Annotated in this window: 16 protein-coding genes; 12 read left to right on the top strand and 4 right to left on the bottom strand. The window is 47.2% G+C overall.

The window, feature by feature from the left end:
- Positions 1 to 14 precede the first annotated feature (14 nt).
- Entirely contained in the window at positions 15 to 761 is a 747-nt protein-coding gene (locus JNJ77_03205; protein MBL8821569.1) for a sigma-70 family RNA polymerase sigma factor, read from the bottom strand.
- 281 nt (positions 762 to 1,042) lie between these two features.
- On the opposite strand from JNJ77_03205, the gene JNJ77_03210 reads away from it, so the two are divergent.
- Complete coding sequence (locus JNJ77_03210) at positions 1,043 to 1,924, top strand: hypothetical protein (protein MBL8821570.1); 882 nt, start codon at positions 1,043 to 1,045, stop codon at positions 1,922 to 1,924.
- 59 nt (positions 1,925 to 1,983) lie between these two features.
- Here JNJ77_03210 and JNJ77_03215 read toward each other — a convergent pair whose 3' ends face one another.
- Positions 1,984 to 2,844: a sugar transferase gene (locus tag JNJ77_03215; GenBank protein MBL8821571.1), complete on the bottom strand. Its 861-nt coding sequence runs from the start codon at positions 2,842 to 2,844 to the stop codon at positions 1,984 to 1,986.
- A gap of 541 nt (positions 2,845 to 3,385) precedes the next feature.
- Between JNJ77_03215 and JNJ77_03220 the strand changes: the two genes are divergently transcribed.
- A complete protein-coding gene (locus JNJ77_03220; protein MBL8821572.1) occupies positions 3,386 to 4,891 on the top strand; it encodes a serine/threonine protein kinase in 1,506 nt (501 codons plus the stop codon).
- Positions 4,892 to 4,944: 53 nt separating this feature from the next.
- Positions 4,945 to 5,763: a DMT family transporter gene (locus tag JNJ77_03225; GenBank protein ID MBL8821573.1), complete on the top strand. Its 819-nt coding sequence runs from the start codon at positions 4,945 to 4,947 to the stop codon at positions 5,761 to 5,763.
- Here JNJ77_03225 and JNJ77_03230 read toward each other — a convergent pair.
- Entirely contained in the window at positions 5,760 to 6,266 is a 507-nt protein-coding gene (locus JNJ77_03230; protein ID MBL8821574.1) for a PEGA domain-containing protein, read from the bottom strand. The two genes, JNJ77_03225 and JNJ77_03230, sit on opposite strands and share 4 nt — an antisense overlap.
- Positions 6,267 to 6,473: 207 nt before the next feature.
- Between JNJ77_03230 and JNJ77_03235 the strand changes: the two genes are divergently transcribed.
- From JNJ77_03235 to JNJ77_03255, 5 genes are all read left to right on the top strand, one after another.
- The gene (locus JNJ77_03235) at positions 6,474 to 7,808 is read left to right on the top strand and encodes a tetratricopeptide repeat protein (GenBank protein MBL8821575.1); all 1,335 of its coding nucleotides are present in this window, start codon (positions 6,474 to 6,476) and stop codon (positions 7,806 to 7,808) included.
- Positions 7,809 to 7,877: 69 nt separating this feature from the next.
- The gene (tgt, locus tag JNJ77_03240) at positions 7,878 to 9,020 is read left to right on the top strand and encodes a tRNA guanosine(34) transglycosylase Tgt (GenBank protein MBL8821576.1); all 1,143 of its coding nucleotides are present in this window, start codon (positions 7,878 to 7,880) and stop codon (positions 9,018 to 9,020) included.
- Positions 9,021 to 9,032: 12 nt separating this feature from the next.
- A complete protein-coding gene (gene yajC / locus JNJ77_03245) occupies positions 9,033 to 9,434 on the top strand; it encodes a preprotein translocase subunit YajC (GenBank protein ID MBL8821577.1) in 402 nt (133 codons plus the stop codon).
- Between the two features lie 100 nt (positions 9,435 to 9,534).
- The gene (secD, locus tag JNJ77_03250) at positions 9,535 to 12,531 is read left to right on the top strand and encodes a protein translocase subunit SecD (protein MBL8821578.1); all 2,997 of its coding nucleotides are present in this window, start codon (positions 9,535 to 9,537) and stop codon (positions 12,529 to 12,531) included.
- Positions 12,532 to 12,618: 87 nt separating this feature from the next.
- Complete coding sequence (locus tag JNJ77_03255) at positions 12,619 to 13,050, top strand: hypothetical protein (GenBank protein ID MBL8821579.1); 432 nt, start codon at positions 12,619 to 12,621, stop codon at positions 13,048 to 13,050.
- A 74-nt stretch (positions 13,051 to 13,124) separates the two neighbouring features.
- Here the strand turns inward: JNJ77_03255 and JNJ77_03260 are convergent, their stop codons facing one another.
- Positions 13,125 to 13,580, bottom strand: a complete 456-nt coding sequence (locus JNJ77_03260; GenBank protein ID MBL8821580.1) for a TIGR03067 domain-containing protein — start codon at positions 13,578 to 13,580, stop codon at positions 13,125 to 13,127.
- Between the two features lie 210 nt (positions 13,581 to 13,790).
- Here JNJ77_03260 and JNJ77_03265 point away from each other — a divergent pair, with 210 nt between their 5' ends.
- From JNJ77_03265 to ftsY, 4 genes are all read left to right on the top strand, one after another.
- Complete coding sequence (locus tag JNJ77_03265) at positions 13,791 to 14,810, top strand: GDP-mannose 4,6-dehydratase (GenBank protein MBL8821581.1); 1,020 nt, start codon at positions 13,791 to 13,793, stop codon at positions 14,808 to 14,810.
- A 520-nt stretch (positions 14,811 to 15,330) separates the two neighbouring features.
- On the top strand, positions 15,331 to 15,924 hold the full coding sequence (locus JNJ77_03270; protein ID MBL8821582.1) for an SIS domain-containing protein: 594 nt from the start codon (positions 15,331 to 15,333) through the stop codon (positions 15,922 to 15,924).
- Positions 15,925 to 16,015: 91 nt separating this feature from the next.
- Entirely contained in the window at positions 16,016 to 16,486 is a 471-nt protein-coding gene (nusB, locus tag JNJ77_03275; protein ID MBL8821583.1) for a transcription antitermination factor NusB, read from the top strand.
- A 107-nt stretch (positions 16,487 to 16,593) separates the two neighbouring features.
- Positions 16,594 to 17,499, top strand: a complete 906-nt coding sequence (gene ftsY, locus JNJ77_03280) for a signal recognition particle-docking protein FtsY (protein ID MBL8821584.1) — start codon at positions 16,594 to 16,596, stop codon at positions 17,497 to 17,499.
- Positions 17,500 to 17,505 lie beyond the last annotated feature (6 nt).

Genomic DNA, 17,505 nt, shown 5'->3' on the forward strand with positions numbered 1-17,505 from the left:
TACCACCTGGGGTACTACATGAGCCTCTCTTCCAATTTGTGCCTCAAAGTTGGATGAATATAATCCTTCATAAAGTGCAGTATTCCTAGATCAACGAATTCGTCTACTAATGCTTCAGGGGTGGGATGATCCAAAGTTCTTGCCACTTCATCCTGCAACAATTCTGCAAAGCGTCTCCGTGCACGACGTAGCAATTGCCGGTAAGTATCTGGACGTATAGGCTTGTTTAACGCCATTTCAGCCTTGGCTGCCAATGCTGTCGATGTCATTCCCGGATGGTCGACTGCCAGCTTGAGTATGGTGTAATAGGCCGCATTGAGCCTGCCCTGGTCCTGGAGATGTTTGAAAGTCTTCCAGGTTCGCTCAAGCAGACATTCTCGCCATTGATTCACCCAGATCGCATCCAGTTCCGCTTCCGGACCTGGATGTTCACTAATCAGGCTTTCGAGTTCTGGTTCATGCGAGGGCGCCTTGGCCTGATTGCGCCAATACTGAAAAACTGCATGACGTAAAGATGAACGCAGATAATCTCTGAATCTACCTGCATTATTCCTGATTTCTCCAAGCCCTCGCTTCAGAATACCAAGCAGTACATCGTGAATGACTTCCTGAACCACATCCGGATTTTTCAGTAATGCCGTTAGGTATTTCCGAACGGCAACTTCATATCGCAACACAAAGTAGGAGAGATCATCAACTCGCGACCAGTGAGTCGTGATGGCGTCGAGTCTCGATATACGCTTGACAGGGACAGGCGTCACACACTAACCTCTTCATGAGGGTGATGGGTACAAATAGTATAGATCGAAACAACGTACAAAGCGCAAGCGAATCTCAAGATAATTTGAATTACCCATATTTCCCAAAATTCCAAATAATGAGTATTCTCGTGAGCTAATTAGAGGGATCTTTGTTACTTCAGTGAGTCTAACAGAGTTACAACCGTTAAATCTCTGATTACCACTATCTTTTCGGCCGATATTAAAGTATGTACGTCCAGTGCGGGGAGCATGAGGGGCGTATTTGAGTGGGGGAGTTGATCGTGCAATATCTAAGCACCCTGACAACAGCTTGCTGCATACTATTGCTGGCAAATGGTGTATGCTTTGCTCAGGAAAACAAACCTCAAAGCACTGCAGCACCAACCACTGCCATTCCTGAAAATTATTTCAAGATAACCAATGGTCCACGTACCATGGAACTTGATCCTGTGACGCTATTCCCCGCTGGCGGTCCCCCTTATTCACTTTTTAGTCCTTTTTATGTTTACGCCAGACCGACGGCTTCCATCAGCACCGGACATGGCTCTCTGGCCCAGATATTGAACACTGGCATTGGTGCCGATGTTGGTATACGCAGTCTGGCTTACAATGAGCAAAGATCAGCTGCATGGTATGGTGATCTAGGATTAGGATACATTTACAACAACTCAAAAGATAACGACATCAATTTGATTGTTCGGGATGGCCCGGTTACCGTCTCACGGTTTGGCAGCCAGATTCAACTCGATGGAGTTACGTCCCTGGGCATAAAGGATCTGCATCGTGTTCATGCACGTCTGGCTCTCGGACGTGAGTTTTATTTTCAATCTGAGTGGTTTAACGGCATGAATTATTCACTGGGTGGTGATTTTGGTGGAATTTGGGGACAAGCAACCGTTAAGACCACTGTCAATGATAGACAAATTGACGGTCTGCAACCAACTGATGACATCGTGTATAATCCAGCAGATGGACACACCTCTGGTGTTACGAAGGGTTTCTTTATTGGAACTAATTTCAATGTGATACTTCCTCGCCGTACGCATGATTTCATAATCGGAACACGACTGGAATGGCAACGCGAGTATTTCAACAAACTGGTGGATAATAATGACGGTGCAAGTCAACTCAAACTGATGTTGGAGGTTGGGTGGAGATTCTAAGGAAAAATGCCTCCGTTCTGGAGGCATTAGTCGGATTACCAATCTGCAATGATGACTAATTAAGCCTGTTCCAGGACGGGAAGAGGCATAGCTGAAATCGTCGAAGCCTCTGGTGGATTTTCGACCTTGATGGTAGCTGGAAGTGCAAAATAACGTTGTACCTTTTCAAAAGGCATACCCACCAGGTAGAAGATGGTGCCCAGGTAAATTCGCATATCCAGCCAAAAGCTGCGGCGGTTCACGTAAACGCGATCAAGTACCAGCTTTTTCCTAACACTTTCCAAATCAGTATCGGGTGGAAGTTGAATCTGTGCCAGACCAGTAAGACCAGGCTTGACCAGAAGGCGATCACGATACCGAGGCAGTGCCTTTTCAAGCGATACCACCAGTTCAGGCCGTTCCGGTCTTGGTCCAATCAAACTCATTTCACCACGAAGTACATTCCACAATTGTGGAAGTTCATCGATATGACTTTTTCGCAAAATTCTGCCCACCGGAGTCACCCTATTATCGCGAAAAGTACACCACTTGATTCCTGACTGTTTTTCGCAATCATGGTACATCGAGCGCAGTTTATAGATGACATAGGGCTTTCCGTTGAGTCCCAATCGCATCTGGGTGTAGAAGGCCGGCCCATGCGAAGTCAATCTTACAAGTAAAGCCGAGATCAGAATGAATGGTGAACTCAGCAACAGAATGATGGCTGCCGCTATAAAATCTAGAATTGATTTTACATGGTGATAAATGAGATATCCGCCAACTTTGAGCTTGTAACCTGAAGGCAGACTAGGCTCATCTGGCAGCCTGATATCGGAATCAGTAGGTTTTGTAGCTTCAATTTCCATAAAAGTGACGCGATCACTGATAGGAACTTGAGCATTTACAACCTTGTCATTGTCTAAGCGAGCATTCGTGCTCACAGGCTCTCCTTTACAAAAATGAAACGATCAGCACCGTATCTGGAGAGATTGGCTTGGTGCTGATAAATGGAACCAACTGTCAAGGATTCTGTTGATGGAATCAATGCAGTTGATTGTGAGAAGAATCTATGGATTGAGTGAAACCAATCAGACAACACAGTGAGAAAATTCTGGAGATAATTGCATAAGCAGGGCTGTGATGAAATCTGCCCCAATCGAATGATTGAAGAACGACAAAGCCGACTGTATCGCCCACTAAAACGCATGGTGCAACTTCTCTGTTGTGTAGGCTGGATTCAGCTGGGCCGTTGCGTTATGGGAAAATAACGCTGTTCTCACTGATTCTCGTGGGCGACGAGATTACTTGGAGAGACTGAATTGCCTTTCATAGTTATGCATATTTATCATGAAAATATCAACGTTTGTCAAATGAATAATTTATGAGTCTCTTGCTTTTTCATAAATTTGATGTTCGGGAGTGTTTTACCTCGTAATTGGCAGTTTGCCTGCACAAGTGTTTACCTCAATCTATAACAACGTTATGCACTCAACACATGAGATTGAACAACAAGCTCAATTAGCCATTGATCATTTCGGTGTACCCTCTGACATTGCTTCCCAGATGGTCAGTAGGGTAATTCAGGCTGAAAAACAGGGAGTATTTCTAAACGTACTTACGCTGTTACGGGATGGGGGGTTTCTCACCGACGAACAAGCAGATCAAATACTGAAAAACAGCGATGGGTCATTTATTGCCGTTCAACATGCAGAAGTACAGAAACTGGATGTTGAGTACTTTGATGATGAACATCCCAGGTTCATCGGTGGTTATGAACTCCTGAAAAGACTTGGCGGTGGAACCATGGGTGCTGTATACCTGGTGTCGCAACCTCAATCCAACAAGCGTTATGCTATGAAAGTGCTTGGGCCTCAATGGCGCAAGCATGAAACCCTTCTGATCCGGTTTCAACGCGAATCTCAACATGCAGCCAAGTTGGATCATCCTAATATCGTTCGTGGATTCTATGCAGGATCTGACAAAGAAACTGGTCGTCATTACTTTGTGATGGAATATGTAGATGGGATCAGCGTTCAGACTTTATTATCTCAACGAGGGAGACTACCTCCAGGCGTAGCCCTGCGCATTATCTGGGAAATAGCTCACGGTCTGGCACATGCGCATTCCAAGGGTATTGTTCATCGAGACATTAAACCAGCCAACATCCTTATTGATCCGGCTGGAGTTGCCAAACTCGCAGATTTTGGATTAGCCAAAGACCGATTCACCAACGATGTTTCTCTCACTAAAACAAGGCAGGGTTTCGGTACACCGTTCTATATGCCTTACGAGCAAACCATCTCGGCACGCCAAGCCGATCAGCGAAGCGATCTTTTTGCTCTTGGTGCCACTGGATACCACATGCTGACTGGCCGATTGCCTTTCGAAGGTCAGACCCCTCTGGAAATCACCGAGAAAAAGCAGACAGGCACCTACCCTCCTGTTTCCGAACTTGTTCCAAGCCTGAATCCCAAGATTGATGCTTTGCTCGCCAAATTGCTTGCCCGGAAACCTGAAGATCGTTTTCAATCCGCCAGCGACCTCATCATTGCGCTGGATGCTTCTAACCTGGTTCCAGCAAAGCTGAATTGGGACGAAGCAACCGTTGAAGAACGTGGCACCGTTCATATTGCGGATCAGCCGACCAATCACGATGATAACGTATCGGATCAGGAAAAAGAACGCGCCTGGTATCTCTGGTCAGGAAGACAATCTGGTAAACTGGTTTGTAAAAAGGCGACAACAGAACAAATCCGCGAGGCACTCAGTAAAAAGACTTATACACTGGAACAACCAGTTAGCCGTTCACCCCGGGGCCCTTATCGGCCATTACGTGAGTTTATTGAATTTCGAATGCCCACTGTTACAGAACCAATCATGAAAACGCCAAGGCGATGGCCCGGCTGGATGGTATTCGCAGGCTTTACATTGTTCTGCCTGCTTTTCATGTTACTTCTCTGGTTTATGGCTCCTCATATTCAGAAATGACAGATCTCTGGGGAAGCCGACTCATTGTGGCGTCTGCCGCTCTATGCTGGAGCATGAGTGGCTTTTTTGTCAAACTCCTTACTGAATCGCAATCATGGATGGGAGAGGTTCGGGCGGTTGCGCCTGAGCAGATTGCCTGCTGGCGATGCCTCTTTGGAGCATTGGCTATCGCGCCGTTTCTGCGACTGAGAATGTTGCAATGGCATCCAATTCTGGTGATTACCGCATGTTGCTTCACGCTGATGAATGGATTATTCATTGCAGCAATGTCGATAGGCGGTGTCGCTGAAGCTGCATGGCTGCAATATACAGCACCATTCTGGGTATTTCTCGTTCAAGTAATCATCCTGCGACGGTCCCGAGCTTCTCAACGAGATTGGTTGGCACTTGCAATTGCCATGACTGGGGTTGTCATCATCGTCTTTGGCAATCTTCAAAGTGATCAATTCGCATCAGCATCAATGGCATTAGGTGCGGGAATTGCCTTCGCCGGGGTTATTATCGGGTTGTCTTTGTTACAGCATTTGTCCTCAATCTGGTTGACATTCGTGAATCAACTGACTGCAGGACTTCTGGCATTACCCTGGGCCATGGCCACACCTTGGCCAGAAGGTTGGCAGTGGTTTATTCTTGCTCTATTTGGTGCTGTGCAGGTTGCATTGCCTAATTGGCTGTTGTCGAAAGCGATGTACCATTTGCCTGCACATGAAGCATCTCTTATCACTCTTCTCGATCCATTATTGGCACCATTCTGGGCATACTTGATCACGTATCAGATTCCATCCAGCACTACAGTTGCAGGAGGGATCATTTTCCTGGCGGCACTGATCTTGAGATATCTTCCGCTGAGAACTACCACTGCCAGAACTTAACGCGGAGGCAAGGGAATAGATGGGCCAGTTTCAGCATTGGGTGGTGGACTAACAGCTTGGCCTGCAGGGGGCGGTACCACTAAGGGCGCCGTTGACATTCCACCACCTCCTCGTTGCCTGAATTCGTCCGCCTGTTGTTTCAGTTCATCTCCCGATTTCTCTCGCACCGGCTGCAATTGATAATTGAATACTCTTCTATCGCGATATTCGATCGGACATATCTCAGCCAGAAAATCGATAGCTGGATATTCATACGCGTTGGCAGGTACTGGTTGAAGTACCTCAAGTGGTTCGAAGCCATCCTTAAACAATGTGAATTTATAATTTCCATGATCGAGGAATACGTTTGTTGGAACGTTACATGGCGTTGTACCTACCTCAACATTGTTAACAAATACTCGTGCCCCAGGTGGTTCGCTCATGATGGTCATACGGCGATAGATGCACCCGGTGCAGGGTGAGGTAATTATGATAAAGCCCAAAAGCAGTAAGATCTTACGCATAACCAATCCTTCTCAACTACAATGAAGACGGACATATTCATTCCACGTCTTAATTGAGGCTTTTGGCCATAGCAAAGCCTCAAAGTATAGTCAAGGCAAGCTTGCAAGCCCATATCAGACACCTGAATGGCCTTCGCCTTGTTCTCTTGAGTTCAGCAACTATATTAATAGTCCGTTAGTAAGTACTTCTGGTGGAGTGTGCGCACGATGACTGGCATAACTACTGATATTAAAGCGATGTTTCTCGAAAAAGATGATTGTGATGCAGGAACGGTGCAAAGATTACGTGATGGATTGGCCCAGGGACATCCCCAATATAAGGCACTGCGTGAATCGGTTGATGCCATGAAGGTCAAACTGGAAGCAGGTGGACCACAAGAGAAGAAGTGGCATTTGAAGTTGGGGGTAGCTAACTGGTTTCTGGGGCGAACACGTGACGCTGCTGATCATCTTCACAAAGCAGATACCGCCCTGTCACAATTTTATCTGGGACGAGCATTGGCCCAACTGAACGATATGGACGAAGCCCATAAAGCGTTTGAACGTGCAGAAAAGATGGGTTATACGGCAACTCAAGTACAACTGCAGCGAGCAGGGCTTTATCTGCACCAGAAGCAGTATAAGCAGGCAAAAGAACTGATCAATCGACTGGAAAGCATGAGCAGTCATTCTGGTGAATACCACTTCCAGAAAGGTTGCCTGTTACTTGAAGAAGGCGATCGATCGGGTGCACTGGCCAGCTTTGAGAAGGCGATCGAAATTGATCCCAACCACTCAGGTGCTTTGTTCCAATTGGGATATTACAACGACCTGGCTGGAAACGATGAAGAAGCTATCGGATTTTATGAACGCAGCGTTTCTCAACTTCCCGCCAGCAAGGGTGCATTGAATAATCTGGGTATTCTCTATGAGGATAACAATCAGTACGAGAAAGCACACAATTGCTATCGACAGTTGAGTGAGGCTTTCCCAACTGATGGCAGAGCCAGACTTTTTCTCAAGGATGCTGATGCATCCCGTGAAATGTTCTTCGATGAAGACGCTGAACGACGCTTTGACAAGTTTTCACAGGTACTTGAAGTTCCAGTTACAGACTTCGAACTGTCCGTGCGAAGCAGAAACTGCCTGAAAAAGATGAACATCCGGACGCTCGGTGATTTGACACGCGTAACTGAATCACAATTGCTGGCCAGCAAAAACTTTGGTGAGACATCACTTGATGAAATCAAGGATATGTTGACAGCTAAAGGCTTGAGGCTTGGCCAGGCTTTGGAAGAAGGTGCGCGTTACGACCCACGCTTCCGAGCCAATCAGCCTCAGTATTCTCCCGAAGAACAAGAGGCGATGAACAAACCCATCAGTGAATTGAACTTTTCGGTGCGTGCCCGTAAATGTATGAACCGTTTGAGTATCAGTACAGTTGGTGAATTGATTCAGCGAACTGCTGATGAACTTCTGGAAATGAAGAACTTTGGGCAAACTTCATTGGTAGAGGTTCGTGAAAAGCTCACTGAACTCAATTTGAAGCTTCGTGGCGACTGATCAAATCAGTCCCGCGCTACCCCTTCTCAAAGTTGCCCCCGAGTTTCATTCGGGGGCACATTTATTCCCATGCCTCCTGTCAGCTTTACACTTCTGAGAAACGACGGAAAAGCGCGGCTTGGACAATTGTCGACGCCGCATGGCACCTTTGAAACCCCCATGTTCATGCCTGTTGGCACCCAGGCTACCGTTAAGGGATTAACCCCAGAAATGGTGAAGCAGTGTGGTGCCCGCATTATTCTGGGAAATACTTACCATCTTGCACTGCGTCCCGGAGCAGACATCATCGCTGAACTGGGTGGTTTGCATCGATTCATGAACTGGGATCAAGCCATTCTAACAGACTCGGGTGGTTATCAGATTTTCAGCTTGGCTGCTCAACGAAAAATAACTGACGAAGGTGCTTTTTTTCGCTCGCATCTGGATGGTTCTCCATTCTCTCTCACTCCAGAAAGTGCGGTCGATATACAGGAGAAACTTGGTTCTGATATTGCGATGGTGCTGGATGAATGCCCACCTGGGCTTGCAGATCCAGAGGTGGTAAGACGGGCAATGGATCGCAGCATTCTGTGGGCTAAAAGATGTCAGCAGGCGCATCGCCGTGCTGATCAGGCACAGTTCGCAATAGTACAGGGTGGCATGAACGTCGCCTGGAGGATTGAATGTGCTGAGCAACTGAAAATGCTCGATTTCCCTGGGTATGCGCTGGGTGGTTTCAGTGTCGGTGAACCGGGTGAAGTCATGTTGCAGGTCTTAAGTGAAGCAGCAGACGCATTGCCTGTGGATAAACCCCGCTACCTGATGGGGGTAGGTAAACCTGAAGATATTCTTTCAGGAATTGCCCGTGGCATTGACCTTTTTGATTGCGTATTACCCACACGCAATGGCCGTAATGCCCAGGCGTTAACCTCAGATGGACCAGTGCGATTGCGTAATGCCAAGCATAAACGAACTGAATTGCCTCTGGATTCGCAATGTCGATGTTATACCTGCTCTAACTATACCAAAGCTTACTTACACCATCTGTTCAATGCAGATGAAATGTTAGGCCCAACGTTAATATCACTGCACAATATTCAGTTTTATCTCGATTTAGTATCCAAAGCTCGCCTGGCAATTAATGCCGGATGCTTTGACCGCTTCCATCATGAAAACCTTGTCCGTTGGCAGTCAAGCACTTACAATCAACAGTCTGACACGGAATTGCCTTGATTTGTGGTTATTATGACATCTTTCGTTTTCTGTCTTTTGGCTCAAGCTGCCGGTGGTGAAGCAGCCCCTGCACAGGGTAATGCTGAGCCCGGAACTGGTGCAGCACTGCAACCACTAATCTTTTTCGGTATCCCGCTACTGCTAGCATGGTTTATTCTTTTGCGGCCTGCACAGAAGCAGGAGAAAGAACGCAAGAAGGCCATTTACCTGATTAAGAAGGGTGACGAGGTCACCTTCTCTGGCGGCATTCTTGGCACGGTAGCATCCATCAAGGAAAAGACGGCAGGAACTCCAGGAGACCAGGACGAAATCATCGTCAAAGTGCTCGAAAGCAAATTGAGAATTCTGCGTTCTAGCATCTATTCCATAACGCCTGCCTCCGAAGCAACATCACAGGAGTCTGCATCGGGTTAATGGATGCAGAGTAAAAACGACAACCTGAAGCCCTTGGGCGTAACCTGAGGGCTTGTTAAATGGATAAGACATTCACTTTTCTCTAGCCCCGATTGTGACAATGACTGCACTGATATCAATTCTGATTTTAATCGCACTGATTGTCGGCTTGAAACTTCTGTTTACCAGGCTGTTCCCCGGATTTGAATGGCGACTTTTGCTGGTCACCGTTCCGGTAATACTAGCAACCTGGATTACGGTGGTTGCATTTCGCAATTACATGGATCCTACTGCTGAAGGTAAGCGTTTCACTCTGGGTGTAGACCTGGCAGGTGGATCTATTCTGGTTTACGAAGTTGATCCTGCATTCTGGGAACGCCAATCCGATGCTTTCAAACGTGAATTCAGTGCAGAGCAATTGGCTTCGCGCATCAAAACACGAGTCGATCCGAGTAATCTTCTTGAAACCACCATTCGACCTATTCAGGGAGATGCCAGCAGACCACCACGCGTCGAAATTGTACTACCCATCAGCAATGATCCGAAGAATAAAAACAGCGCAGGGAAAATTCAGGAAATCAAACGACTGATCCAGCAACAGGGTCAGTTGGAATTCCGCATCCTGGCGCACAACAACTCGATGCCTGAATTCAACGATCGTGATGCCATTAATACCGCCAAGACACAATTGGCAGGAAAAGCAGATGAAATTGTGCTGCCCGGAAAAACTCCCCCTGCTCCAACAGGCTTGGAAGCTGAATATGAATGGCTCGAAATGTCAGCCAGCGAAATCGAGACACTGAAGCAAAATTTTAGTGCTGAATCGCCAGAAGGCTTTCGCATGATCGGGGATTACGCATATTTCAGTGCACCCAAGCAACGTACCATCGATATACCTGAAAGTGCACCTAACCTGGGTCGACATTTTGTTCTTACTCGCAAACCTATTGCAGATAAAGCACTGGTAACGGGTGACAACATGGATCCTGCATCCATTTTCCCTGACATGAATAATCTGCAATTTGTCGTCCGGTTTGGTATCAAGCCTGATGCTCAGGATCGATTCTTTGAACTCACCAAAGAAGTCAAAAAATTGATGGCTATTATCTTTGATGGAAAAGTAATATCAGCTCCAGAACTACAGGCACGGTTAAGCACGGGTGGAATTATCACCATGGGTGGCAGCGGTGCCGAAGCCCAAAGGCGAGTTACTGATCTGGCTCGCATTCTCCAGGCGGGCTCACTCCCTGCTGCACTGAAACCTGAACCAGCCAGTGAAATGACGATGGGGCCAGGACTCGGTGAAGATACGATCCGCAAGGGAACGCTGGCTGTTGCCGGTGCATTCCTCGCTGTCTGCGTGTTCATGATGATTTACTACCGCTTTGCAGGATTTGTCGCGGTAGCGGCGTTGTTCATCAATCTGTTGCTCACCGTAGCCTTCCTCGCCTTTGCCAATGCAGCCATTACGCTACCAGGCCTGGCTGGTCTGGTATTGATGCTGGGTATGGCTATTGATGCCAATGTGTTGATCTATGAACGACTTCGTGAAGAGCGTGAACGGGGCGCCAATTTCGCACTGGCGATTCGTAATGCCTATGACCGTGCGTTGCCAACTATTATCGATACTCACATCACATCCATTTTCACTGCCATCGTTCTTTATGCAGTCGGCACTGACCAGTTGAAGGGTTTTGGTATCTCATTGACGATGGGGTTGATCATCAGTTTGTTTACCAGTTTGTACATGACGAGATTGTTCTTTGACATTGCTCTCAGCAAAGGCTGGCTGAAAAATCTGAGCATGATGAAGTTATTCAGCAAACCTAACTTCGATTTCATGCGAGTTCGGCATTACTGGTTTGCAGCAACTGTCATACTCTCCATTCTGGGAGTTGCACTTTTCCTCTATCGTGGTGAAGAAGGACTCAACATCGATTTCACTGGCGGGACTGCTTATACCTTCCAGTTCAAAGAGCCCAAGAACATTTCGGAAGTACGTTCTGAGATCATGAAACACCCAGAGTTGCCAGAGCCTGCCGTAGATGCATTGTACCGTGATGCAACGCTCGGGACGGGTGCCACCAGAGAATTCACGGTTCGTACCACCAATAAAGATGCTATCAAAGTTCGGCAAGCAATCGAAAGTGCTTTTGGCAAAGAACTCTTATATGTGGATGCCAAAACCACTGATGTAACTGCTGTTCCTCCTGATAAGCAGGATAATGAAAAACGGGACCAGGCATTTGAGATTACTTTTTCGAATAAGGAACCACCCGCAGAGGAAGTTGCCAAGTTTGTCAATCAGTGGTTTGCGCAGCATGTTCCTGGCAGCAATAAAGACTTCTTCCATGTCAAAGGCATAACTCCTGGAACCCGACAGGGCAGCTTTAAGACATCCAGGGTTGAATTCAAGCTCCCTGCAGAACTGAAGAATAAGGCAGGTGATCTGGTTAAGTATGTAGTTCAGCAATTCAGCTTGCCTGTTTCAGATCGCCTGGAGAATTTCGACAGTCAACTGGCCCAGGAAACCCAGGGTAAGGCTCTTTCCGCCATTCTGCTCTCATGGCTCGCCATAGTTGGCTACCTCTGGTTCCGTTTTGGTAACTGGACCTTCGGTGTTGCTGCAGTGCTTTGTCTTGCACACGATCTGATGTTTACAGTCGGTATTATTGCGGGTTGCCATTACATAGTGGGTATGTTTGGCAATGTACTACTGTTGGAAGATTTCAAACTCGATCTCCCCGCAGTTGCTGCACTACTTACATTGGTTGGCTACTCAGTGAACGATACCATCGTGGTGTTTGACCGCATTCGTGAAATCCGAGGAAAGAACCCTGAATTGACCACAGCCATCATTAATGAAAGCGTCAATGGCACGTTGAGCCGAACGATTCTTGTGTCATTGGCCACCTGGCTCGTTGTCGTCGTGCTTTACATATTCGGTGGCGAAGGTGTTAAACTCTTTGCCTTCGTGATGGTGGTTGGAGTCATTATCGGAACCTACAGTTCGATTTTTGTCGCCAGCCCACTGTTGCTGCTACTGGGTGAAGGCAAGCCTCGAACAGCACCAACTGGCACAACGGGACGCAAACAGTTGCAAACTGCTTCCCGATGATTGCTTTAAAAATGGATTGCACCTTACAATGAAACGCTCGACAATGAGAATAACCTGTTAGACTCATAAACTTGAAAGGATAATCACATGCCTCAACCCATGCCACCACCACAACCTGCCAAAGGCATTGGCCTTATTGGCTGGCTCATATTTCTGGCTATCGGAGTAGCTGTCCTGGGCTATTCTCTAGGCTGGTTTGAATTGAAGAAAGATCCGATCACCAGCAAAACGCAGGTGGTCACTCACATGGAAAAATTCAAAGCTGATAAGGATGCATTCCTTAAAACTTCTGGTGAGTATCTCAACAAAGGCAAAGACAAACTTGCAGGGCTGCTGAAAAAGAAGGAAGAGAAACCAGCAGATAAGACAACCATTGAAAAAGAAATTGCCGAGGTACAGGCTCAACTCGACAAGCTGAAAGCCAGTTTGAAATCTGCTGAAGATGCTGCCGATGAGGCTTCCCTCAACAAAGCCAAGGAAGGGTTGAACGATAGCGTCAAGAAACTACTTGATAAGTAAATGATTCAATCCAAGCAAGTAGAACCCCCACGGATTTTTCCGTGGGGGTTTTATTTTGCAGCTGAAGTATATCATTAGTCTTTTTTACGCTTCAATTCAAAGATCATGCTCCTGCTGCCTTCCTTGGTTTCAAACTTGTCAGGCCTGGTGGTATCGCCATGATCTGCAGCACAGATCTTTACCTTGTCGTTGCCATCCCATTCGTAGATAGCCAGTTGTTTCTTGCCTTTTGTTTCACCATCGGTAACGGTGATATCCATGTGCATGGGCTTTTTGGAGGGATCGAGGTCCTGTTTGCCAGCTTCCATCAACTGATCGCCCAGTTTTTGTTCGTAGTTCTTGCCTTTAAATGTGAAGGTCATTTCCTTGTAGTTCGCTTCGTCGACCTTACTTCCTCCAAATTCCATAGCAGTCACCACCCAGGTACCTGTGAATTTCTTGTCTTCTTCAGCAACTTTGTCATCCTGTGGCAAAGCCTGCAGGCTGCAGAAGGCCAGGCATACCCAGGTCAATACCAGCAATCGTTTCATGTCCAGAACTCCTCAATGGGTGCAGAAAGAAATGACTTCTCTGCCAGATATGTCAATGAACCACTACCTCAGTGATTCATCACCGATAAGTTTAGGCGTACACCAGACCAAGGTAAAGGAATATCTGGACGGTTCCTCAAGACATTTGGGCTTGTTCATTTCGCTCTCATCTGGATACACTGTTTCGTCAATTCAATAACAGAGATTGGCATGGACGCCCGCCCTGTTGCTTTCATTACCGGCATTGCCGGCCAGGATGGTTCATATCTGGCAGAATTGCTGCTGCGCAAAGGCTATGCAGTACATGGACTGCTTCGTCGTAACAGCGATCCGTTCCCGATTCGCCTCAATCATCTCTATGGAAAGTTGCAACTGTGGCCTGGCGACTTATGTGATCTTTCTAGTCTTACCCAGCTTCTCTATCGCATTCAGCCTCGAGAGATTTATCACCTTGCTGCTCAAAGCATTGTTTCACAGAGCTGGAATCAACCCTTACTGACAGCGGACATTACTGCCCTGGGAACGCTGCGAATACTGGAAGCCATGCGGCAGGCTGTGCCCAGTGCACGTTTTTATCAATCATCTTCGAGTGAACAGTTTGGTTCAGTTAACTCCAGTCCGCAAAATGAAACCACTCCATTTCAGCCACGAAATATGTATGGTGTTTCGAAGGTCTTTGCTCATCAGACAACCGTTAATTACCGAGAACATTATGGCCTGTTTGCCTGTTGTGGCATCATGTTCAATCACGAATCTCCACGAAGAGGAAAAGAGTTTGTCACTCGCCGTATTAGTCAGGGTGTTGCTGACATTGCATCGGGCAAGAGTGATGTGCTGACGCTAGGAAGCATGGATGCCCGCCGCGACTGGGGATTTGCAGGCGACTATGTGGATGCCATGTGGCGTATGCTGCAACAGGATTCCGCGGAAGATTATGTCATTGGCACGGGTGTCACTCATACTGTTGAACAACTGGTTGAAACCGCCTTTAACCATATTGGCCTTTATTATCAGGACTGGGTTAAAGTAGATCCTGATCTCGTACGCCCTGCCGAAGTAAATGAATTGCGAGCAGACGCCAGTAAGGCACGAGACAAGCTTGGCTGGGAATCAAGCCTTTCTTTTTCCGATCTGATAGGAATGATGGTTGAAGAAGATCTCAGGGTGATTCAGCGCACTAGCCCAACTATCCTCAGTTTGCCTACCCGTAGATTGGCGAAGACTGCATAACGCAAAACAGCCTGATCTGAAGATCAGGCTGTAACGATATAGCAATGCTATTTGCTACTGTTCAACTATTTAGCCTGAGCAGGAGCAGGAATTGGCTGAGCAGCAGGGGAAGCATGCACATGAGCTGGAGCATTATTGCCGCAGCTGGTGCAGATATCTCGACAACTGTCACAAGTATCATGACAGCAACCCATCAATGCGGAAACAACGGCAACCGCAACGAAAGACATGAGTGTACGCATGGATCGGCATCCTACCTGATAATTTGCGCCTTTCCCAATTGCAAACTCGCTGCAAGGCAATTCGTTTGCAGGCGGATGATCCATCATCCCCCCCAATCGATCGGAAAGTGCTATTAAGGCAATCGACCAAACATGCAGGGCGCCTTTTCGCAAACCTCGTCAATCATCACGATCAGTATGTCAAAACGTATCGGTTCAATCGCTTATAATTGCTATGATGTTAAAGTATGACGATTGTGCTGTCTGTACGATTTTGAACTGTTTATGGTGGAGTTGCCATGCTCGGTGTAACACTTAATGCTAGAGCTTTCATGGAACGCAGTGCTCAGGAACTGCTCAGGATTGATCCTGCCCAGATGCAGAAACTGGCAGATCTGATCTTTCAGCGGTACGAAGCAGGCAGGTTTGTTTTCATCATTGGAAATGGTGGTTCAGGCTCAAATGCTTCGCACCTTTGTGAAGACCTGGGAAAATGCACACTCCGCCGGGAAGATTTTGACAACGATAACAAGAGACGCCTGAAGGTGCTCAGCCTGACTGATAATACCCCATACATTCTTGCCTGGGGCAACGACGAGGGATTTGACAGAGTCTTTTCTGAACAACTGAAAAATCTTGGAACCAAGGGTGATTTACTCGTAGCCATCAGTGGTTCGGGGAACAGCCCCAATATTTTGCGGGCAGTTGAATGGGCCAATAACCACGGCATCGAAACCGTGGGATGCACTGGCTTTGGCGGAGGCAAACTGAAAACCCTGGCCAATCATAACCTGCATGTCCCACTCGATGACATGGGAATTGTCGAATCCATCCATCTGACTTGTTTCCATTGGATCATCGATGACCTGCATAGACGGATTAATAATATCTAAGGAGATACGAACATATCCTGACTTACTCTAGCTATAGGCTACTGGCTCCTATACTTAATCTTTGTACTTAACTGTGAGTTGTTACCCATCAATGTCCCGCCGTAGCCGTGCCCGTGAAATCGCTCTGCAAGCCCTGTATCAACGTGACCAGAATAAATCCATGTCACAGGAAGATGCCATCAGCTTCCTGGCCCGTCGATTAGCAGAACCTGAACTCCTGGAATTGGGTAAATCACTGTTTCTGGGAGTTACCCAACATGTAACGGCCATTGATCAACGGCTGGCAGAAGTCGCTGACAACTGGTCAGTTGAGCGTATGGCTGTGGTGGATCGAAATGTCTTAAGACTGGGAATCTATGAACTTTATCATGGCCCAGAATTGCCTTTCAAGATAGTTCTGGATGAAGCCATCGAACTGGCCAAACGCTATGGTTCCGAAGAATCGCCTTCTTTTGTAAATGGCATCCTTGATAAGGTCGCCAATGAAAAGAAACAAACTGAAAATGCAGATGAATCCACAGCTGCTGAGCCTCCCACTGAACCTGTTCCAACCCTATCATAAAGGTACGACCGAAGCAGCTAGTGCTGGTTGAGCAATGCGCTCATGGCCAGTTAGCATCACTCTCGTCACATTTGCGATTATTCACGTTTCCAGTTATTGAGTTCAACATGGGTTTTTTCGACAAAATTAAGAAAGCACTGACCAAGACACGGCAGGCATTCTCTGGTGTAGCTGGCCTGTTCGGCTTGCGTGGCCGTGTTGACAAGCAATTTCTTTCACAACTCGAAGAAAAACTCTACCTCGCCGATGTAGGTACTGCAACGCCTTTGATCGTTGAACGAGTCAAGCAGGCATTTCTTGACAAGGAAGTCGGCAAGGATGTTCAGGACTTTGTCAAAAGAGAACTCGTCAGCATCATTGCTGCCAATGACACTGCATTAATCAAGAAAACAACTCCTCCTACCGTAGTCATGGTTTCCGGAATTAATGGTTCAGGAAAGACAACCTCCATCGCCAAGTTAGCCAACCTGCTGCAAAAGCAAGGCAACAAGGTTATCGTCGCTGCCTGTGATACCTTTCGCGCTGCAGCAGTGGAACAACTCACAATTTGGAGCCAGCGGCTGGGCTGTGAAATCATCAAGGCTGGTCAGAATGCTGACCCTGCTTCAGTGGCCCATGACGCTGTTGCTGCAGCTATTGCCCGTAAAGCTGACTACCTGATTATCGATACCGCAGGCCGACTGCACACGCAGGCCCATCTGATGAAGGAACTGGAGAAAATCTGGCGTATCGTCGGTAGGCAAATTCCCGATGCCCCGCACGAAAGCATCCTGGTGCTCGACGCCACCACCGGTCAAAATGCTGTGATCCAGGCTCAGGAGTTCCTCAAGACCGTCAATTGCACCGGCATCATCCTCACCAAGCTCGATGGCACCGCCAAGGGTGGCAGCATCATCGCCATTCGCCAGAAATTAAACCTTCCCGTCAAGTTCATCGGAGTTGGCGAAGGCATTGATGATATGGAAGCGTTTGATGCACAGAGCTATGTGGATGGATTGTTTGAAGATGTGTGATTCATA

The organism is Planctomycetia bacterium, from assembly GCA_016795155.1.
Lineage (GTDB): Bacteria > Planctomycetota > Planctomycetia > Gemmatales > HRBIN36 > JAEUIE01.

Bases quoted from the DNA above. Each gene is read 5' to 3' on its own strand.
- JNJ77_03220 (MBL8821572.1), top strand. From the start codon at position 3,386: ATGCACTCAACACATGAGATTGAACAACAAGCTCAATTAGCCATTGAT.
- JNJ77_03225 (MBL8821573.1), top strand. From the start codon at position 4,945: ATGAGTGGCTTTTTTGTCAAACTCCTTACTGAATCGCAATCATGGATG.
- JNJ77_03230 (MBL8821574.1), bottom strand. From the start codon at position 6,266: ATGCGTAAGATCTTACTGCTTTTGGGCTTTATCATAATTACCTCACCC.
- JNJ77_03235 (MBL8821575.1), top strand. From the start codon at position 6,474: ATGACTGGCATAACTACTGATATTAAAGCGATGTTTCTCGAAAAAGAT.
- tgt (MBL8821576.1), top strand. From the start codon at position 7,878: ATGCCTCCTGTCAGCTTTACACTTCTGAGAAACGACGGAAAAGCGCGG.
- yajC (MBL8821577.1), top strand. From the start codon at position 9,033: ATGACATCTTTCGTTTTCTGTCTTTTGGCTCAAGCTGCCGGTGGTGAA.
- secD (MBL8821578.1), top strand. From the start codon at position 9,535: ATGACTGCACTGATATCAATTCTGATTTTAATCGCACTGATTGTCGGC.
- JNJ77_03255 (MBL8821579.1), top strand. From the start codon at position 12,619: ATGCCTCAACCCATGCCACCACCACAACCTGCCAAAGGCATTGGCCTT.
- JNJ77_03260 (MBL8821580.1), bottom strand. From the start codon at position 13,580: ATGAAACGATTGCTGGTATTGACCTGGGTATGCCTGGCCTTCTGCAGC.
- JNJ77_03265 (MBL8821581.1), top strand. From the start codon at position 13,791: ATGGACGCCCGCCCTGTTGCTTTCATTACCGGCATTGCCGGCCAGGAT.
- JNJ77_03270 (MBL8821582.1), top strand. From the start codon at position 15,331: ATGCTCGGTGTAACACTTAATGCTAGAGCTTTCATGGAACGCAGTGCT.
- nusB (MBL8821583.1), top strand. From the start codon at position 16,016: ATGTCCCGCCGTAGCCGTGCCCGTGAAATCGCTCTGCAAGCCCTGTAT.
- ftsY (MBL8821584.1), top strand. From the start codon at position 16,594: ATGGGTTTTTTCGACAAAATTAAGAAAGCACTGACCAAGACACGGCAG.